Source organism: Variovorax sp. OK605 (assembly GCF_900115445.1).
GTDB lineage: Bacteria > Pseudomonadota > Gammaproteobacteria > Burkholderiales > Burkholderiaceae_C > Variovorax.
Map to the genome: position 1 here is coordinate 29,712 of NZ_FOWL01000006.1, position 18,138 is coordinate 47,849.

13 protein-coding genes are annotated in these 18,138 nt (G+C 66.5%); 9 read left to right on the forward strand and 4 right to left on the reverse strand.

Annotated elements, in window-relative coordinates:
- Positions 1 to 158: 158 nt before the first annotated feature.
- From rsmG to BM013_RS16800, 4 genes are all read right to left on the reverse strand, one after another.
- Positions 159 to 800, reverse strand: coding sequence for a 16S rRNA (guanine(527)-N(7))-methyltransferase RsmG (rsmG, locus tag BM013_RS16785; RefSeq protein WP_093128774.1), 642 nt, complete (start codon positions 798 to 800; stop codon positions 159 to 161).
- Positions 797 to 2,770, reverse strand: a complete 1,974-nt coding sequence (gene mnmG / locus BM013_RS16790) for a tRNA uridine-5-carboxymethylaminomethyl(34) synthesis enzyme MnmG (RefSeq protein WP_093128775.1) — start codon at positions 2,768 to 2,770, stop codon at positions 797 to 799. Before mnmG ends, rsmG begins: the two co-directional genes overlap by 4 nt.
- Positions 2,771 to 2,946: 176 nt before the next feature.
- Positions 2,947 to 3,834, reverse strand: a complete 888-nt coding sequence (locus tag BM013_RS16795) for a transglutaminase-like domain-containing protein (RefSeq protein ID WP_093128776.1) — start codon at positions 3,832 to 3,834, stop codon at positions 2,947 to 2,949.
- 16 nt (positions 3,835 to 3,850) lie between these two features.
- Positions 3,851 to 4,036: a DUF1328 family protein gene (locus tag BM013_RS16800; RefSeq protein WP_013538518.1), complete on the reverse strand. Its 186-nt coding sequence runs from the start codon at positions 4,034 to 4,036 to the stop codon at positions 3,851 to 3,853.
- 190 nt (positions 4,037 to 4,226) lie between these two features.
- Between BM013_RS16800 and gstA the strand changes: the two genes are divergently transcribed.
- The 9 genes from gstA to BM013_RS41240 all read left to right on the forward strand — a co-directional run.
- Entirely contained in the window at positions 4,227 to 4,835 is a 609-nt protein-coding gene (gene gstA, locus BM013_RS16805) for a glutathione transferase GstA (protein WP_093128777.1), read from the forward strand.
- Positions 4,836 to 4,940: 105 nt separating this feature from the next.
- Complete coding sequence (locus BM013_RS16810; RefSeq protein ID WP_093128778.1) at positions 4,941 to 5,738, forward strand: enoyl-CoA hydratase/isomerase family protein; 798 nt, start codon at positions 4,941 to 4,943, stop codon at positions 5,736 to 5,738.
- Positions 5,735 to 7,600, forward strand: a complete 1,866-nt coding sequence (locus BM013_RS16815) for an acyclic terpene utilization AtuA family protein (protein ID WP_093128779.1) — start codon at positions 5,735 to 5,737, stop codon at positions 7,598 to 7,600. Before BM013_RS16810 ends, BM013_RS16815 begins: the two co-directional genes overlap by 4 nt.
- An 84-nt stretch (positions 7,601 to 7,684) precedes the next feature.
- Positions 7,685 to 8,788 (forward strand): alkene reductase, encoded by a 1,104-nt coding sequence (locus tag BM013_RS16820; protein WP_093128780.1) that lies wholly within the window; start codon positions 7,685 to 7,687, stop codon positions 8,786 to 8,788.
- 161 nt (positions 8,789 to 8,949) lie between these two features.
- Complete coding sequence (locus tag BM013_RS16825) at positions 8,950 to 11,454, forward strand: type VI secretion system Vgr family protein (protein ID WP_093128781.1); 2,505 nt, start codon at positions 8,950 to 8,952, stop codon at positions 11,452 to 11,454.
- 1 nt (position 11,455) lies between these two features.
- Entirely contained in the window at positions 11,456 to 12,598 is a 1,143-nt protein-coding gene (locus BM013_RS16830; RefSeq protein WP_093128782.1) for a DUF4123 domain-containing protein, read from the forward strand.
- 2 nt (positions 12,599 to 12,600) lie between these two features.
- A complete protein-coding gene (locus BM013_RS16835; protein ID WP_177225489.1) occupies positions 12,601 to 15,744 on the forward strand; it encodes a metallophosphoesterase in 3,144 nt (1,047 codons plus the stop codon).
- A gap of 87 nt (positions 15,745 to 15,831) precedes the next feature.
- Positions 15,832 to 17,037 (forward strand): hypothetical protein, encoded by a 1,206-nt coding sequence (locus BM013_RS40515; RefSeq protein WP_218153661.1) that lies wholly within the window; start codon positions 15,832 to 15,834, stop codon positions 17,035 to 17,037.
- A gap of 204 nt (positions 17,038 to 17,241) precedes the next feature.
- Positions 17,242 to 18,138: pentapeptide repeat-containing protein (locus BM013_RS41240; protein ID WP_177225490.1), on the forward strand; the 897-nt coding region annotated here is incomplete at its 3' end.

Here is an 18,138-nt window from a genome sequence, read left to right on the forward strand (position 1 = left end):
TGGGAACAGGGGCGAGAGGGAGGCATCGAGTCTAAGCGAGCACGACGCCGGGAGGACTGTTCTGGCACCGGCTTTTGCCGGTGCCGCCGCTTCTTTTACCGAATCGAACGGAATCCCGAGGCGGATGGGGCGGCGAGCCAGGCCCTTTCGGGCTGCCCTCAGGCTTCTTCTTTGCGCGCCCAGACGATGCAGCGCTCGGCATCAAGGCCAGGCACCGTCAGTTGTTCCACGTGAAACACTGACACGCCCTTGGGCAAGGCAGCGAGTTCGTCGCTGGGCATCTTGCCCTTCATGGCCAGCCAGACGCCGCCAGGCGCCAGCAGCTTCATCGAGCCGTTGAAGAAGTCCGGCAGCGAGGCGAAGGCGCGCGAGCTGATCACCTCGTAGCTGCCCTCGAGCAGTTCGACTCGCGCGTGAAGGCCGCGCAGATTGGGCAACTCCAGCTCGGCCGACACCTGCTGCACAAAGGCCGCCTTCTTGGCCACGGCATCGAGGCAACTCACGTCCAGATCGGACCGCATGATGGCGATGACCACGCCGGGCAGGCCGCCGCCCGAGCCTACGTCGAGCAGCTTGCCCTTCCCTGCCCACTCGCGCTGCAGCGGCGCGACTGCCGCGAGGCTGTCGAGCAGGTGGTGCGTGAGCACGCTGGCCGGGTCGCGCAGCGCCGTCAGGTTGTAGACCTTGTTCCACTTGAGCATCAGCGTGCCGTAGGCCAGCAGCTGCTCGGCCTGCTTGTCCGACAGCGTGACTCCCAGCGCGGTGGCGCCCGCGCGCAGCGTATCGATCGGCGCCGTCATTCGGCGGACTGCGGCTCGACGGCTGCTTCCGTGGTGGCATTGCCTGCAGCGGCATCGCGGGCGAAAGCCTTGTGGCCGCCCTTTCGCAGGTGAATCATCAGCAGCGAGATGGCTGCTGGCGTCACGCCGGAGATGCGCGAGGCCAAGCCCAGCGTCTCGGGGCGGTGCTTGTCCAGCTTCTGGCGCACCTCGAAGCTCAGCGCCTTGACCTGCCCGTAGTCGAAATCGGCGGGCAGCTTCAGGTTTTCGAAGTGCGCGGCACGCTCCACTTCGTCGTGCTGACGCTCGATGTAGCCCGAATACTTGGCCGAGATCTCGATCTGCTCGATCTCGGTTTCGGTCAGGGGCACCGATGTGCCGTACTTTCCGCCGTCCAGCGACATCAGCATCTGGTAGTTCACATCGGGTCGGCGCAGCAGGTCGGCCAGGTTGTATTCGTGGTCGATGGCCTTGCCCAGCACCCGCTCCGACTCGGACGCCGGCAGGTTGCGCGGGTTCACCCAGATCGACTTGAGCCGCTGTGTTTCACGTGAAACAGCATCGCGCTTGCGGCTGAAAGCGTCCCAGCGCGCGTCGTCCACCAAGCCCAGCTTGCGTCCTGCTTCGGTCAGGCGCATGTCGGCGTTGTCCTCGCGCAGCTGCAGGCGGAACTCGGCGCGGCTGGTGAACATGCGGTACGGCTCGGTCACGCCCTTGGTGATCAGGTCGTCGACCAGCACGCCCAGGTAGGCCTCGTCGCGGCGCGGCAGCCAGGCGTCTTCGCCACGGCACTGCAGCGCGGCGTTGATGCCGGCGAACAGGCCCTGCGCCGCGGCTTCTTCGTAGCCGGTGGTGCCGTTGATCTGCCCGGCGAAGAACAGGCCCTTGACCGAGCGGGTCTCGAAGCTGCTCTTGAGTTCGCGCGGATCGAAGTAGTCGTACTCGATGGCGTAGCCGGGACGCAGGATGTGCGCGTTCTCCAGGCCGGGCATCGAACGCACCAGCTGGTACTGGATGTCGAACGGCAGGCTGGTCGAGATCCCGTTCGGGTAGTACTCGTTGGTCGTCAGGCCTTCGGGTTCCAGGAAGATCTGGTGGCTTTCCTTGTCGGCAAAGCGGTTGATCTTGTCTTCCACGCTCGGGCAGTAGCGCGGGCCCACGCCGTCGATCTTGCCGGTGAACATCGGGCTGCGGTCGAAGCCCGAGCGAATGATGTCGTGCGTCTGCGCGTTGGTGTGGGTGATCCAGCAAGCCATCTGCCGCGGATGCATGTCGGTGCGGCCCATGAAGCTGAACACCGGCATCGGCCCTGCCCCTCCCGGCATGCCGTCGCCCGGCTGCTCGGTGCACTTGGAGAAGTCGATGCTGCGGCCGTCCAGGCGCGGTGGCGTGCCGGTCTTCAGGCGGCCTTGCGGCAGCTTCAGTTCCTTCAGGCGCGCCGACAGGCTGATGGCCGGCGGGTCACCCGCGCGGCCGGCCTGGTAGTTGTCGAGGCCGACGTGGATGCGGCCGTCGAGGAAGGTGCCCGCGGTCAGCACCACGGTGCGCGCCCGGAAGGCAATGCCCACCTGCGTGACGGCGCCGACCACGCGGTCGCCCTCCACCATCAGGTCGTCGACGGCTTGCTGGAACAGGCTCAGGTTCGGCTGGTTCTCCAGGCGATGGCGGATCGCGGCCTTGTACAGCACGCGGTCGGCCTGCGCACGGGTGGCGCGCACGGCCGGGCCCTTGCTCGAATTGAGAATGCGGAACTGGATGCCGGCCTCGTCGGTGGCAATGGCCATGGCGCCGCCGAGCGCATCGACCTCCTTCACCAGGTGGCCCTTGCCGATGCCGCCGATCGACGGGTTGCAGCTCATCTGCCCCAGCGTCTCGATGTTGTGGGAGAGCAGCAGCGTCTTGGCGCCCATGCGCGCGGCGGCGAGCGCGGCTTCGGTGCCGGCATGGCCACCGCCGACGACGATCACGTCGAATTCTTCGGGGTACAGCATTTGAAATGGGGGGCGCACAACTGACGCGTGCGCGGCGCAAAAGGGGGCGCCAATTTTAATCGGCCGAGCCGATGTGCGCCCGTTGTGTGGACAAGCTAGAGGGCCATGCCAAATAGGCCTCTACCGCGCACCCATATTGAATAGTTTGCTATATATTTGATAGCAAACAACCCGCGTCAGCCGGTCACTTCCTCGACTTGCACCACGGGCACCGGCTTCTCGATGCCGACCAACGCGCCAGTGGGCGGCGGCGCCTTCGAGGGTTGCAGGCTCTCGTCCTGCAGCTCGCGGATGTTCAGACGCTTGTCGGTCATGCGCACGTTGCCGAAGATCGTGCAGAAGGCCACGTCCTTGGCGTCGCGCCCGGTGCCCACGCGCACCAGCCGGTCGACCGGCGCCATGCGCGTCGGATCGAACAGCACCCATTGCCCGCCGAGCCACGCTTCGAACACTGCGTGAAAGTCTTGCGGCGGCTCGTCGAACCACACGTAGCCCACCACCAGCCGCGCCGGGATGTTCAGCGCACGGCAGAAGGTGATGCCCAGGTGCGCGAAGTCGCGGCACACGCCGGCGCGTTCCACGAACACCTCGCGCGCGGTGGTGGTCGAGTCGCTGGTGCCGGGCTCGTAGGCGATGCTGTCGTGGATCCAGTCGACGATGGCCTGCACGCGGCCGATGCCGGGCGGCAGGTCGCCGAACAGCTGCTGCGCGCAGCGCGACATCAGGTCCGACTCGCAGTAGCGCGTCGGCATCATGTAGTGCAGCACCTCGTCGGGCACTTCGTTCACGGGCACCTCGCGCAGGTCGGGCGGCACCAGCACGTGGGCGCGCTGCACCGTGGCCTTGTAGCTGATCTTCAGCGGGCCCGGCCGCGCGTCGAAGCGAATGAAGCGGTTGCCGCTCGACTCGTCGCAGAACACCTGCATTTCGGTCGGCGGGTCGATGGCCAGTTCTTCGCTGATCACCGCCTGCGCGCCCGAGCGCGCCGCCTCGATGTTGAGCAGCAGGTGGGCCGGCGCGGCCACTTCATAGTCGAGTTGGGCGTCGACGTGCGAGATGTGCATGGGCAACTTCAGTGCGTCAGTCGAGTGCTTTTTTCACCGCGCCCACGCCGAGGGCGGCGAGCACGACGAACAGCACGGCCAGCACCAGGAACAGGCCGAACAGCAGCTTGGCAATGCCGGCGGCACCGGCGGCCACGCCACCGAAGCCCAGCAGGCCGGCCACCAGCGAGATGACCGCAAAGATGATCGCGTACTTCAACATTCACATGCTCCTTCGGCAGGACCCTGCCCGCCGTGCCACGCAGCTTAGGAAACGGCGCACGCGGCCTTGATAGTCGGCCCGCGCGTGGCGCCGTAGGACAAAAACGCGACGCCACCGGATTCGCCCGCATCCGCTAGCATCTGCCGCGGTCTCCCACAACAATCACCTCGTCATCCATTGGAGTTTTTGAATGAAGCTGTACTACTCGCCCGGCGCCTGCTCGCTCTCGCCCCACATCGCGCTGCATGAGGCAGGCATTGCCATCGAACCCGTGCTGGCCAGCACCAAGAGCCACAAGCTGCAAGACGGCACCGACTACTACGGCATCAACCCGCTGGGCTACGTGCCGATGCTCGAACTCGACGACGGCACGCGCCTGCGCGAAGGCCCGGCCATCCTGCAATACATTGCCGACCTCGCGCCCACCAAGAACCTCGCGCCGGCCAACGGCACGCTGCAGCGCTACCGCCTGCAGGAGTGGCTGACCTTCATCGGCACCGAAGTGCACAAGGGCTTCAGCCCGCTGTTCAACCCGAACATGCCCGAAGAAGCCAAGACCATCTTCAAGGACAAGCTGGCCTCGCGCTTCAAGTGGCTCGACAGTGAACTGGCCAACAAGCAGTACCTGATGGGCGAGCACTTCAGCGTGGCCGACGGCTACCTGTTCACCGTGACCAACTGGACCAAGCCCACGGGCGTGGACATCTCCGGCTACCCCAACCTGCAGGCCTGGCACGCGCGCGTGGGCGCCCGCCCCGCGGTGCAGGAAGCCATGAAGGCCGAAGGCCTGCTGAAGTAAGCAAGCCGGCTCAGCCAGGCGGCCGGCGACTCCCTCAGGGAAAACCCGGCCCGCTTCAGCCACAAGCCGCATGAAGCGGCTTTTTTTTCGGGCGACGCTAGGCGCATGCCCGAACTACCTCCCTCCTCTCCTTCTGCTTGCGCGGAGCTGCGCGAAGAAATGCGTGGCCCCGTCATGTGGCTCACCATCGCGCGCGAAGAACGCCGCAACGCCCTCGACGCCGCGGTCATCGCCGGCCTGGGCGACGCCATCGCGCGCGCCAATGCGCACACCGCCGTGCGAGCGGTGGTCATCACCGGCGCCGGCACGCGCGCCTTCTGCGCGGGCGCCGACCTGCAAAGCGGCACCTCCTTCAAGTTCGACTACGCCGCGCCCTACCAGGCCATGGCCAACCTGTTTCGCCAGGCCCGGCAATCGACCGTGCCGCTGATCGCGCGCGTCAACGGCGCCTGCATGGCCGGCGGCATGGGGCTCATGGCGATGTGCGACATGGCCGTGGCCAGCCGCCAGGCCGTGTTCGGCCTGCCCGAGGTGAAGGTCGGCGTGTTTCCCGCGCAGGTGCTCAGCGTGCTCGGCGGCCTGCTGCCGCGCCGCGTGCTGGCCGAGATGTGCATCACGGGCGAGCCCATCGACGCCGCTCAGGCACTCGCGCTCAACCTCGTGAACCGCGTGAGCGACGACGTCGACGAAAGCGTCGACTGGCTGCTCGCCCGCATGCTCGACAAGTCGCCCGCCGCCATCCGCCGCGGCCTGTATACGCTGAAGAAGATCGAGACGATGGCCTTCGAGGAATCGATGGCCTTCACCGAAAGCCAGATCGGCCTGTTCGCACTGACCGAAGATGCCGCGGAAGGACAACTCGCCTTCCGCGAGAAGCGCAAGCCGCAATGGAGTGGACGATGAGCAGCAGGAACAGCAACGACGACGGCAACAGCGAACGCATCGTCCGCATCGGCGGCGCCTCGGGCTTCTGGGGCGACAGCAGCGTGGGCGCGCCGCAGCTCGTGGGCAGCGGGCAGATCGACTACCTCGTGTTCGACTACCTCGCCGAACTCACCATGTCGATCCTGGCGGGCGCGCGGCTGAAGAAGCCCGAGCTCGGCTATGCGACCGACTTCGTTTCCGTCGCGATGAAGGCCGTGCTGAAGGACGTCGCGGAACAGGGCATCCGCGTGGTGAGCAACGCGGGCGGCGTCAATCCGCAAGGCTGCGCGGATGCGCTCGCAGCACTCGCCGCGGAGCAAGGCATCGCACTGAAGATCGCGGTGGTGAGCGGCGACGACGTGTCCGCGCTGCTGCCGCAACTGCGCCAGTCGCAGCCGCCCGTGCGCGAACTGCAAAGCGGCGCGGCCTTGCCCGAGCGCGTGCTCACCGCCAACGCCTACCTCGGCGCGCGCCCGATCCAGGCCGCGCTCGACGCGGGCGCGCAGGTGGTCATCACGGGGCGCTGCGTCGACTCGGCCGTGACGCTCGGCGTGCTCATGCACGAGTTCCGGTGGCAGCCCGGCGACTTCGACCTGCTCGCGGCCGGCAGCCTCGCGGGCCACATCATCGAATGCGGCTGCCAGGCCACCGGCGGCCTGCACACCGACTGGGACACCGTGCCCGACTGGCCCAACATCGGCTACCCCATCGTCGAGTGCAGGGCCGACGGCAGCTTCGTCGTCACCAAGCCCGCGGGCACCGGCGGCAAGCTCGTGCCCGCGGTGGTGGGCGAGCAGATGCTCTACGAAATCGGCGACCCCGCCGCCTACCTGCTGCCCGACGTCACGGCGGACTTCACGCAGGTGCGCATCGCGCAGGCCGGCGAGCACCGCGTGCGCGTGCACGGCGCGCGCGGCCGTGCGCCGAGCGCGAGCTACAAGGTCAGCGCCACGCATGTCGACGGCTTCAAGACGGCGGCGCAGCTGACCATCGTGGGCTTCGACGCGGTGGCCAAGGCGCGGCGCACGGGCGAGGCGATCCTGGCGCGCACCGGTGCGCTCTTCACCCGGTACGGCTTCGGCCCGTACAGCGGCACGCAGCTCGAGGTGCTCGGCGCGGAGTCGTGCTACGGGCCGCATGCGCAGACGCAGGCGCAGCAGATCCGCGAGGCCGTGCTGCGGCTCGCGGTGACGCACCCGCGCAAGGACGCGCTGGAGCTGTTCGCGCGCGAGGTGGCGCCGGCCGGCACCTCGTGGTCTCCGGGCACCACGGGCGCGGGCGGCGGGCGGGCCTCGGTGTCGCCGTCGATCCGGCAGTACGCGTTCCTGCTCGACAAGTCGCTGGCGGAGGCCCGCGTGCACATCGGCGGCGAGCGCATCGAGCTGCCGCGCGCCGAAGCACCGGTTGCGGGCGACCTTCCCGCAGTGTCCACGGCGCCCTCCGCGCCCGCCAAGGCCCCGGCGACCGATGCCGCCCCCCTGGCCCCGGACACCGTCGAAGTGCCCCTCATTCGCCTCGCCTGGGCCCGCAGCGGCGACAAGGGCGACACGTCGAACATCGGCGTGATCGCCCGCCACCCCGAGCTGCTGCCGCTGCTGCGCGAACAGCTCACCGAGGCGCGCGTGGCCGAATGGCTCGCCCACCTCGTGAAGGGCCGCGTCACGCGCCACGACGTGCCGGGCATCGGCGCCTTCAACTTCGTCTGCGAGCAGGCGCTGGGCGGCGGCGGCATGGCCTCGCTGCGCAACGACCCGCTGGGCAAGGGCATGGGGCAGATCCTGCTGGCCATTCCCATGCGCGTGAACCCGGCCGAACTGGCCCGGCTTTCGTTGCCCCTCTAGCACCAATCGGGACAACCGTGCGACAGCAGGGTTGAGGCCGGGCGCTTAGCCTTCGCCTGTTTTCAACTCTGCTTCCCTTTCACGATGTCCTCCCTCTTCGACTCCGTCCAGGCCGGCGACCTGAACCTCGCCAACCGCATCGTGATGGCGCCGCTCACGCGCAACCGGTCGCCCAACGCGATTCCTCCGGACATCGCCACCACCTACTACGCCCAGCGCGCCAGCGCCGGCCTGCTGATCACCGAGGCCACCGCCATCAGCCACCAGGGCCAGGGCTACTCGGACGTGCCCGGCCTCTACGGCACCGAGCAGCTCGACGCCTGGAAGCGCGTGACCGACGCCGTGCATGCCAAGGACGGCAAGATCGTCGTGCAGCTGTGGCACGTGGGCCGCGTCTCGCACACCGAACTGCAACCCGATGGCGGCAAGCCCGTGGCGCCATCGGCCATCACCGCCAAGACCAAGACCGTGCTCATCAAGGACGGCGTGCCGGGCTTCGTCGACACCTCCGAGCCGCGCGCGCTCGACGCCGGCGAGATCCCCGGCATCGTCCACGCCTTCGCGGTGGCGGCACGCAGCGCGGTCGAGACCGCTGGCTTCGACGGCGTGGAACTGCACGGCGCCAACGGCTACCTGCTCGACCAGTTCCTGAAGGACGGCAGCAACAAGCGCACCGACGACTACGGCGGCACCATCGAGAACCGCGCGCGCCTGCTGCTGGAAGCCACGCGCGCCGTGGTCGACGCGGTGGGTGGCGGCAAGACCGGCATCCGCCTGTCGCCCGTGACGCCGGCCAACGACGCGCACGACAGCAACCCGCAGCCGCTGTTCACCTATGTGGTGAAGCAGCTCGCGCAGCTGAACCTGGCGTACATCCACATCATCGAAGGCGCCACCGGCGGCCCGCGCGAAATCGCCGACCGCCCCTTCGACTACGAAGCGCTGAAGGCCGCCTACCGCGAAGCCGGCGGCAAGGCCGCATGGATGGTGAACAACGGCTACGACCGCCCGCTGGCCGAGGAAGCCGTGAAGGAAGGCGACGACCTCGTGGCCTTCGGCAAGCCCTTCATCTCGAACCCCGACCTGGTGCGCCGCCTGCGCGAGAACGCACCGCTCAACGAGATCGACAAGGCCACCATGTACGGTGGCGGCGCCAAGGGCTACACGGACTATCCGGCACTCGCCTGATGCCGGCGGCGTGGAAAGGTGGGCACCGCGGGTGCTCCACTTTTTCCACGCCCGGTGGCATTTCTTCAGCCACCTCCGGGTGGTTTGACCATTGTTTGCAGTGCGTGCGTTGATCTCTCCGCAAACTGCCTCGACCTCGTTCCTTGTCATGGAAGTCGTCGATGCCGCGCACACTCTCGGTCAGCTCTCCCGCGATACCCATGCGCCAGGGCGCTCCCGCCCTGGCACCCGTTCGCCTCTCGGGCCATGAGGGGCTGAACCACCTCTTCGAGTACGAGCTGCTGCTCAAGACGCCGGATGCATTGAACCTCGATGCATCGGGTGCCGCGGACTTCGATCTCGATGCATTCGTCGGCCGCGAGATCGGCTGCGAGATCGCACTCGACGACGGCGCCTCGGGTCCGCGCCAGATCAACGCGCTGATCACCGATGCGGCGCTCTGGGGTGAAGAAGGCCGGCACGTCCAATACAAGCTCACGTTGCGCCCCTGGCTGCACCTGGCCACGCTGAGCACCGACTGCCGGATCTTCCAGAACCAGACGGTGGTGCAGACCCTCGATGCGCTGCTGGCGGACTACGCGTTTCCCGTCGACAAGCGGCTGGCCGAGACCTACCCGGTGCGCGACTACCAGACCCAGTTCAACGAGAGTGACTTCGCCTTCTTCAGCCGGCTGTGCCAGGAGTGGGGCATCAGCTACCACTTCGAACATTCGCGGGGGAAGCACCGGCTGGTGCTCTGCGATGCGATGGGGGCGTATGGGCAGGCCGACAGCGCGGCCTATCGAGAGGTCGAGTACCACGCCCCGGGCTGGAAGATCGATGCGGAGTACATCCACAGCTTCGTGCCCGCGAGCCGCCTGACCAGCGGGAGGTATGCGACACGGGACTACGACTACACCCGGCCGAGAGCCGACCTGGGTGTGGGTCGCAAGGATCCCCGGCCCACAGGGCATGCCGATGGCGAGGTCTACGAATGGCACGCTTCCAATTCCGGCAGCCACTGCGTTCAACCCAACGCGGGCAGCGCTGCCGGCAACGATCCTCGGAGTGAAGGCAACCTGCTGGCGGTCCTGCGCATGCAGGCCCTTCGCACGCACGGCGCCAGGGCCGAAGCCAGCGGCAACCTGAGAGGCATGGTGCCCGGGCGTACCTTCAAGCTGCACAAGCACCCAAGAGAATCCGCCAACGCCGAGTACCTGCTCCTCTCCACCCGCTTGCTGATCGAAGACGTGGCCCAGGACAGCCAGGCCAAGGAAGCGATCGAGCGCAAGCAGCAGTGGCAGGTCCGCGTGGACTTCACGGCCCACCCCGTCACCGAAGCCCTTCGCCCCGCACTCACCCAGCCCAAGCCGCGCGCGGGTGGCTCGCAGATCGCGCTCGTGGTCGGACCTGCCGGAGAGAACATCTGGACCGACGCGCTCGGGCGCATCAAGGTTCAGTTCCCCTGGGATCGCATCGGCAACACGGACCCGCACAGCAGCTGCTGGCTGCGCGTGAGTTCACCGTGGGCGGGCAACCAGCTGGGCGGCATCCACCTCCCCCGCATCGGCCAGGAGGTCATCGTCGACTTCCTCTCCGGCGACCCGGACCTGCCGATCTGCACGGGCCGCGTGCACAACCAGGTGAACATGCCGCCGTGGGAGTTGCCCGGCCAGAGTGCGTTGAGTGGCTTCCGAAGCCGGGAGCTGACGCAAGGCGGAGGCAACGGCGCGGCGGGCCGCGCCAACCACCTGCTGATGGACGACACCGACGGCCGGATCCAGGCGCAGCTCAAGAGCGACCACCAGAGCTCGAGCCTGAGCCTGGGCTTCATCGCGCGGGTGGAAGACAACGCGGGTCGCAAGGACCCCAGGGGCGAGGGGTTCGAGCTGCGCACCGACGGGCACGGCGTGCTGCGCGCGCAGGACGGCTTGCTCATCACCACCGAGGCGCGGCCGGAGGCGGCACGCCATGCCAAGGACATGGGCGAGACCGTACAGCGCCTCACGCAGGCACGCGAGCAGATCGAAGGCCTTGCAGCAGCGGCTCAGACCGCCAAGGCCCAGGACAGGGAAGACGACCAGGCCACCGTCGCCAAGGCCGTCAAGCAGCAGAACGAAGCGCTCAAGGGCCAGGGGAGCGGCAAGGCCGAAGGCAGCTTCCCCGAACTGGCCGAACCTCATCTCGTGCTCGCCAGTCCCGCGGGCATCGCGATCACCGCGACGGAAAGCGCGCACAGCCACACCGGTGCCCACACGCAGCTCACGAGCGGCGGCCACACCTCCATCAGCTCGGCCAGACGCATCCTCGCAAGCGTCGCCGAAGGCATGCGCATCTTCACGCTCAAGAGCGGCATCAAGGCCTTTGCATCGGAAGGCGACATCCGCATCGAAGCGCAAGACGACGCGATTGAAGCGACAGCCATGAAGGACTTCGACATCGTCAGCACCGAAGACACGGTCTACATCACCGGCAAGAAGAAGGTCACGATCAACGGCGGCACCAGCTTCAGCGAATGGAGCGAAGGCGGCATCCGGCACGGCACGCTGGGCACGTGGTTCGAGCATGCCGCGATGCATGCGACGCCGGGGCCCGACAGCCGACCCGGGCCCTCCGCGCAGAAGGTGTGCCGGGAGTGCATGAAGCGTGCGATGCGCCGCGCAACGGCCGCCGCGCCGCGGGAGTGACATGACGAACAACAACAGCAACGCGCTGTCATCCCCCGGCATCGTGGACATCGCAAGCGCCAGGTTCCAAGCCGTGCTGCTTCGGTCCATGCTGGCGCAGATCGACCGGCTGCTCTGTGCCGAACGAACGACGAGACCGGCGCAAGCCCTGCCCATGCCCATGCGCCACTATGCGCTGGTCAGTGCGGGGCAATGCGAGGAAGGTGCCGTCAGCCACATGGTCGCGATGCACGAGCTCGTCGCCGAGCGCCTGTTCATGCAGACGCCCGAAGCCGAGATGGCCGACATCGGGCCATGGCTCATCGAGATGCCAACGGCCCCTTCCGCGTCGCTGCGCCGCTCGCTCGCGCACCAGGCCGCGGCCCAGGCGGTGACCCTGCTGGGCAGCCCGCTGCGCCTGCCCAAGCTCTGCGAACACCTGCGCGGCTTCCTGTCCGGCACCTTGCCCGACGGATCGCCCGTGCTGTTGCGCTACTTCGATCCGCGCATCGGCTTCGACATGCTCGCGCACTGGCCAGCCGCCGCGCAGCGGCAATTCACCCAGCCGCTCGCGTGGTGGGCCGGCTGGGACGGCGACGCGCGGCTTCGGTACGTCAAGGGCGCCGCACCAGCCGACATCGCCCCTCCGGCCCCTCCGCCCCCTTCGCCCCCTTCAGCCCCTTCGAACGCCGCGCTCGAACTCCCCGCCGAATGGGTCCAGGCCATGGACAAGGCCGGCGAAGCGAATCTCGTCGTCGCCCTGCTCGCCGAAGAGCTGGAAACCTCGAACCCGAACGCAGCGAACCGCCTCGCACAGATGCATCCATCGCTTCGCAGGCAGATCGCGCAGGCCGCGTTGGCATTCGCCCATCGCGCGGGGCTCACGGGCTGGCACAACAAGGCACAGGCCTGCCGCCAGGCGTTGCTCACGCACGCCCGCTTCCACGCCCATCCCGGCTTTCTGGACACGCTGTCGGGAGCGCCCGCCCCTCTCGATCTGCGCGAGGTCCTGGCACGCGTGCCCCTGCCCGTGCAGCAAGAGTGGACACAGGACCGCGACGCCATGCTGGCCCGGCTCTACGACGCGCAGTCCAGCGTCCTTCTCGCCGCCATCAGCTCGTCGGCCGCGGCGTCCCTGCCCGGCGCCGGCCCCGGCGCCTGCTGACCATGGCCAACGAACCCAGCAACGGCGCATCGGTGTGCGACTGCAGCGACCCCGCGCAGCAAGTGGCCGTGATCCTCTACCCCAGCCTCGGCACGCCGCTGCTGATCGCCTCCGGCCAGAAGAGGTGCAGCCTCTTCATCGCCACGTCGGCGCTCGGCGTGGCCAACAGCCGCGGCCGGCGGTTCACGCAGGACAAGCGCGCCGAGCTCGTCTCGATGGACGGCGACGAAGAGCAGACCGCCGCGGCCACCGTGGCGCGCCACCTGCGCCTGGTCGGCATGACCGGCACCAAGCCCGAGACCGACATCCGCGTGGGCGCGCTGACCGGCGACGGCGCGGACTGCGCCAAGGCCCGCAGCGCCATCAAGGTCTGGCGGGTCGCCAGGTTCGAAGCCGGTGCGCTCATCTACAACCAGAAGGGCGAGGTCTTCGCCACGCTCAGCCCGCAGGCCGTCGGCGCATACACCGCCTCGGGCTTCACGGGCGGCCACGTCTACGAGGTCGAACTCGACATCGACAAGCTCGCCGTGCAGCCCGCGACCGACAGCTTCAGGAGCTTCGCCTGGATGGTCGAACCCACGCCGCAGCAAAAGCAGAACCTGCCCACGCTGTGCGCGGCCGGCACGGTGCATTCGCAGGACCTGCTGGTCGAGTCCTTCCTTGCAGCCCAGGTCGACGACCCGCGCCACCGGCACCAGCCCGCGAACACCGGCAGCGCGCCCCGGGGCAAGGAAACCAGCCTGGTGGAATACGACGTGGCGCAGACGGCGCAGAAGGCCCGCACGCTGGCCCTCGATGCCTCGCAGCGCCTGGCGGCGTGGCACCCGGTCATCCGGCTGTCCGGCAACGCGCCGCTGAAGCTCGCGCACCTGAGCGACGTGCACATCAACGTGCGGCACAACGCGCTGGCCAAGTCGCCCGCGCGCGTCATCGAGGACAGCGGCAGCTTCGAAGGGCCCGCGGTCGGCGCGCGCGTGTGCAACAGCTTCAATGCGCTCAAGGCGCTCTTCGACAAGATCGGTGCCGGCAGGAAGCCCGACACCGCGCTGCTCTTCACCGGCGACCTGATCGACTTCAACCGCAACATCGACCCCCGGCTCGTCGGCGACGGCATCGGCGAGCAATGGAAGAAGTTCAACGTGTTGAACCACTTCAACACGCCGGGGCTGTATCCGCGCGGGCAGGACGACATGCTGGCCTTCAGCCTGGTGCGCTACGCCTACAACGAGCTCAAGCTGCCTGTCTTCATGACCAGCGGCAACCACGAAGCCTACGCGGTGCCCTACGGCATCAGCCCGCGCATCAACGACTGGGGCGCCGCCATGGGCGTGCTCGAGGACACCACCGACACGCTGGACCCCGATGGCTGGGGCAGGGAACGCGCCTTCCGCCCCACCGCCACCGTCCGCACGCGCGGCGGCCCGCACCCGTCCAGCCGGATCGGCCCCATGGCCGAGATCGGACGCCGCGTGGTCAACAGCAACAAGAACCTGCATATCGAGGACCTGGCGCAGACGTACAAGAACTTCGACAGCGCCAGCCAGTGGCACAACAACAAGGCCAACGAAGGCATCTCGGCCGACCACAACATGAGCATCTACGAGGCCACGCTGGCGTACGGCCCCACCTATGCGCAAGCGCTGACCGGCAACAACTACCGGACCGAGAACTACGACTGGTTCCACACCCTGTTCACGCCGCTGGAGGACGTGCTGATCGCGCTGGGCGTCGAGCCCGACCGGCCCGGTCCCGCGATGCAGGTGATCGCGGCGCTGGGCTGGGGGCAAGGCGAGAACTTCAAGAACCTCACGGTGAGCGGCGTGGCTGTCACCACGACCGACCGGCAAGGCACCGGCATCCTGCCGCGCGCGACCCAGTCCTTCAGCACCAGGCAGCTGCAGTTGCTGGGCCAGGCCCAGAACCACAAGCGTGCGAGCCCGGGCGCCAGCCTCACGGTGGCGACGCACTTCACCATCATCAACTACGACGAACCGCTGCCCTACTCCACGGCGTCCGCGCAAGCGCGCTTCGTTCCTTCGAGCAGTCCCCTGGGCGCGCCCCTTCGCGGGCAGCCCGGTTTCAACCAGGTCAACACCGGCACCTGCGAGATCAACCAGGACGCCTATTTCGAGCGCTTCGTGAATGTCGAGGGTGGCAATGCCGGCAGCGCAACGCCCGAGACCGCGGTGGACTGGCACTTCAGCGGCCACAGCCATCGCAGCGGCGTCTACAGCGTCGCGTGGTGCCAACCCTCCAGCGGCGCCCGCATGATCCAGGTCACGAATGCCGTGGACCCCGGCATCCGCAGCGAGACCGTGAAAGCCCCGGCACGCCAGCGCACGCGCTTCATCGTCAGCAGCAGCGGCGGACCGGTCGGCAAGCAGAACCTCGACAACGAACTCGACGGCTGGACCTTGCGCCCACCCTCGGGCACGCTGCTGGACCCGGCGACCGGCGCCATCACCCAGGTCACGACACAGCGCTCGCGCCGAAGCGCCGGTGCGCCGCTCAACGAGAAGCCCCGCCTTGCGGTGGCGCTGGACTACATGGCCGTGATGAGCCGGCACCCGGACAAGGGCATCGAGACGCCCCTGGCTTTCACGCCGACGCAACTCATACAGGCTGGATGGACGGTGCCGCTGGCGCTGAGCACGACCGTGGCCAGGCTGTCATGCATCGCAGGCGTCAGGTTCTGGGTGTTCGAAGGCGGCATGGACGAGGAGAAACGCGTCGTGAAGCAATGGCATGTGCTGACGACCGCCTTCGATGCAGACCCCAAGGCCCCTTCCGTCACGTTCAAGCCCGAGGACCATGCCGTGCTGACACGGGCCCTGGGCGACGGCGCAGTCACCGTGCAGGCATTCTGCGAAGTGCTGCTCAAGCAGCCCCAGGTCGGCAAGGACGACTGGAGCAAGGACATGGATTGCACGGACCCGTGGATGTTTCCGCTGGAGATCGGCGTGTTCGGTACGGTGCTCAAGGGCGGGGGCATGGACTACCGTGCGACGGGGACTTCGAAGTGGTTCTTTCGCAGGCCGGCGGAAGAACGAGGGGAGGTTCCCGACTGGAAGTTTCTGGCGGAAAACTACAAGGGCAAGGGGTATGTGCAGTCCAAGGAGGCCATCAATCCAGACGGCGAAAAGTGAATCAGGGGAAACGCAATGAACCGCCGCTCTCTTCTATCTGCTGCAGCTGCATTGGCATCGTTCTCACCTCTTCTTTTTGGATATTCCATGGTCGACAAGAAAAACATCCGGTCGTTTGGGAAGACCTATGACTACCTGCGCGATCCAGCACTTCGACAAAATGAAACGGGAAACTCGCAACTGCTGGTCGATGGCGCAGAAGTCAGTGGCGCGAACTTTCACGACGTCGCGTGGCACAACATCAAATTCGTGAACTGCAACTTCGTGGGCGGCTACGAAATCAAGCTCAGTGAGCTACGGAATTGCATCTTCGAGAACTGTCGATTCGCAGGAATCATCAACTGGGGCATTGCGACGTCGATTCGCTTTGTGCGCTGTCAAGCCGGTGGGCAAAGCAACGTGATCGACTTCAGTGGGAGTTCCGACATCCGCTTCGAGACCTGTGTGTTTGTCGGTACAGATCCGAATCCGAACAACTGGGGTGGTATCGGCAGCAGAGGCGATGCCACTTTTGTCGACTGCAAGGCAAAGTGGTTCGACCTTGCCGGCTACAAGCAGATCGTGATGGACAGATGCGAAACGCAAGACGTGGGTATCTGGACCGACAGCGCCGCGAACAGCGGCATGAGCCATGAATCGGCGGTCGTGGTCATCAAGCATTCCAAGCTGCGCGGCAGTTTCGGCATGGTTGCCAGTGATCTGCAGTCGCTCACTCTCCACGACACCATCCTGGAAAATCTCGACCTGCGCGACGCCACCGTCAAAGGCAACGTGGTCATGGAAAGAATCAAGGGCGGCTACATCAACGCCTACGTCAAGCAGGCCGGCGGCCTGAGCATTCGCAACAGCCAGATCCTGGGCAACGGCAGGAAGATCTTCGAGGCCTATGCCGGCGGCATCCAGTCGATAGAGATCGACACCGTCGTCTTCGGCGGCGACCTCTCTTCCGAACCCGTGACCATCGCGGGCGGCTTCTCGCTCAAGAGCGCCGACCGGATCTCGAACATCAGCCAGTCGATCGACATCCGGAACTCGACCATCCCGACACTTGACGCGAGCTATCTCCACACGCAGCGCCTCGTGCTGAAGGACAACCAGATCATGCGTGCCAACATGTCCAACAGCCGCGTTGCCGATCTCGAAATTTCCGGCACCCGCATCACCGGCAAGCTGGACTTCCACGGTACGCAGGCCACGCAGCAGAAAGTGGACCTGAGCGTCGGCAGCACCTTCGGGCGCGTCGACCAGATGGACGGTTCGAACATCCGGCTGCAGCCGCGCTCCACGCGCTGAAGTGCGCCGGACCGGATTACCTCAGGAGCAGTCCGCGCTTACCCCTGATGTTCACTTCGCAGACAGGCACGCCGTTCGAAGGCGGCAAGAACGAGGGGAGGTTCCCGACTGGAAGTTTCTGGCAACGTACTGCGAGAACAGCGGCTACGTCTCTGCACTGGAAGCCATTACCGGCAAGAAGCCGAAGACAACATAGAGAACAGCATGTACATGCAACGGCGCTCGGTTCTGCGTGCCTCCATCTCTCTCGCAGCAAGCGCTGCATTCACCACCGGATTCGCCATGGTCAAGAACAACGTACGCACGCTGGGAAAGAAGTTCGACTACCTCCAAGACCCTGAACTGCGCACCAGGGAGGCCGGCGACGCGCCACTCGAGATTCGCGGCGTGGTGTTGAGCGGCACTGTTTTCGACGGCCTCCTGTGGCGCAACCTCAAGTTCATCGACTGCGATTTCGTCGGTGCCTACGAGATCAAGGCCGACATGGAATCCGTTGCGTTTGAAGGTTGCCGATTCGCCGGGATATTCAACTTCGGAAAACTGACAAACGTCGACTTCCAGCGTTGCCTGGCCAAGGCGAACACCGTCGTGGTCGGAGGTACTGGTAGCAACGGTGTCAGGTTTTCCGATTGCATCTTCATCGGTACGGAAACCGATCCGAACCGTTGGGGCGGCATGGGGTCGTACGGAGAAACCGAGTTCACGCGCTGCAAGATGAAATGGACGAATGTAGTGAGCGAGACCAGGCACACCATCGTCGACTGCGAATTCATCGATGTCGATTGCAGCGTCAGCAAGGACGGAGGTGGCTCCGAGGTGCTGATCGAACGATCGAAGCTTTTCGGAAAGTTCGACATGAGGCCGGCCACGCTTGTGTCGCTCACGGTTCGCGACACGGTGCTGGAGTATCTCGACCTGCGCGACGCCACCGTCAAAGGCGACGTGACCATGGAAAGAATCAAGGGTGGCTACATCAACGCCTACGTCAAGCAGGCCAGCGGCCTGCGCATTCGCAACAGCCAGATCCTGGGCAACGGCAGGAAGATCTTCGAGGCCTATGCCGGCGGCATCCAGTCGATAGAGATCGACACCGTCGTCTTC

Bases quoted from the DNA above. Each gene is read 5' to 3' on its own strand.
- rsmG (WP_093128774.1), bottom strand. From the start codon at position 800: ATGACGGCGCCGATCGATACGCTGCGCGCGGGCGCCACCGCGCTGGGA.
- mnmG (WP_093128775.1), bottom strand. From the start codon at position 2,770: ATGCTGTACCCCGAAGAATTCGACGTGATCGTCGTCGGCGGTGGCCAT.
- BM013_RS16795 (WP_093128776.1), bottom strand. From the start codon at position 3,834: ATGCACATCTCGCACGTCGACGCCCAACTCGACTATGAAGTGGCCGCG.
- BM013_RS16800 (WP_013538518.1), bottom strand. From the start codon at position 4,036: ATGTTGAAGTACGCGATCATCTTTGCGGTCATCTCGCTGGTGGCCGGC.
- gstA (WP_093128777.1), top strand. From the start codon at position 4,227: ATGAAGCTGTACTACTCGCCCGGCGCCTGCTCGCTCTCGCCCCACATC.
- BM013_RS16810 (WP_093128778.1), top strand. From the start codon at position 4,941: ATGCCCGAACTACCTCCCTCCTCTCCTTCTGCTTGCGCGGAGCTGCGC.
- BM013_RS16815 (WP_093128779.1), top strand. From the start codon at position 5,735: ATGAGCAGCAGGAACAGCAACGACGACGGCAACAGCGAACGCATCGTC.
- BM013_RS16820 (WP_093128780.1), top strand. From the start codon at position 7,685: ATGTCCTCCCTCTTCGACTCCGTCCAGGCCGGCGACCTGAACCTCGCC.
- BM013_RS16825 (WP_093128781.1), top strand. From the start codon at position 8,950: ATGCCGCGCACACTCTCGGTCAGCTCTCCCGCGATACCCATGCGCCAG.
- BM013_RS16830 (WP_093128782.1), top strand. From the start codon at position 11,456: ATGACGAACAACAACAGCAACGCGCTGTCATCCCCCGGCATCGTGGAC.
- BM013_RS16835 (WP_177225489.1), top strand. From the start codon at position 12,601: ATGGCCAACGAACCCAGCAACGGCGCATCGGTGTGCGACTGCAGCGAC.
- BM013_RS40515 (WP_218153661.1), top strand. From the start codon at position 15,832: ATGGTCGACAAGAAAAACATCCGGTCGTTTGGGAAGACCTATGACTAC.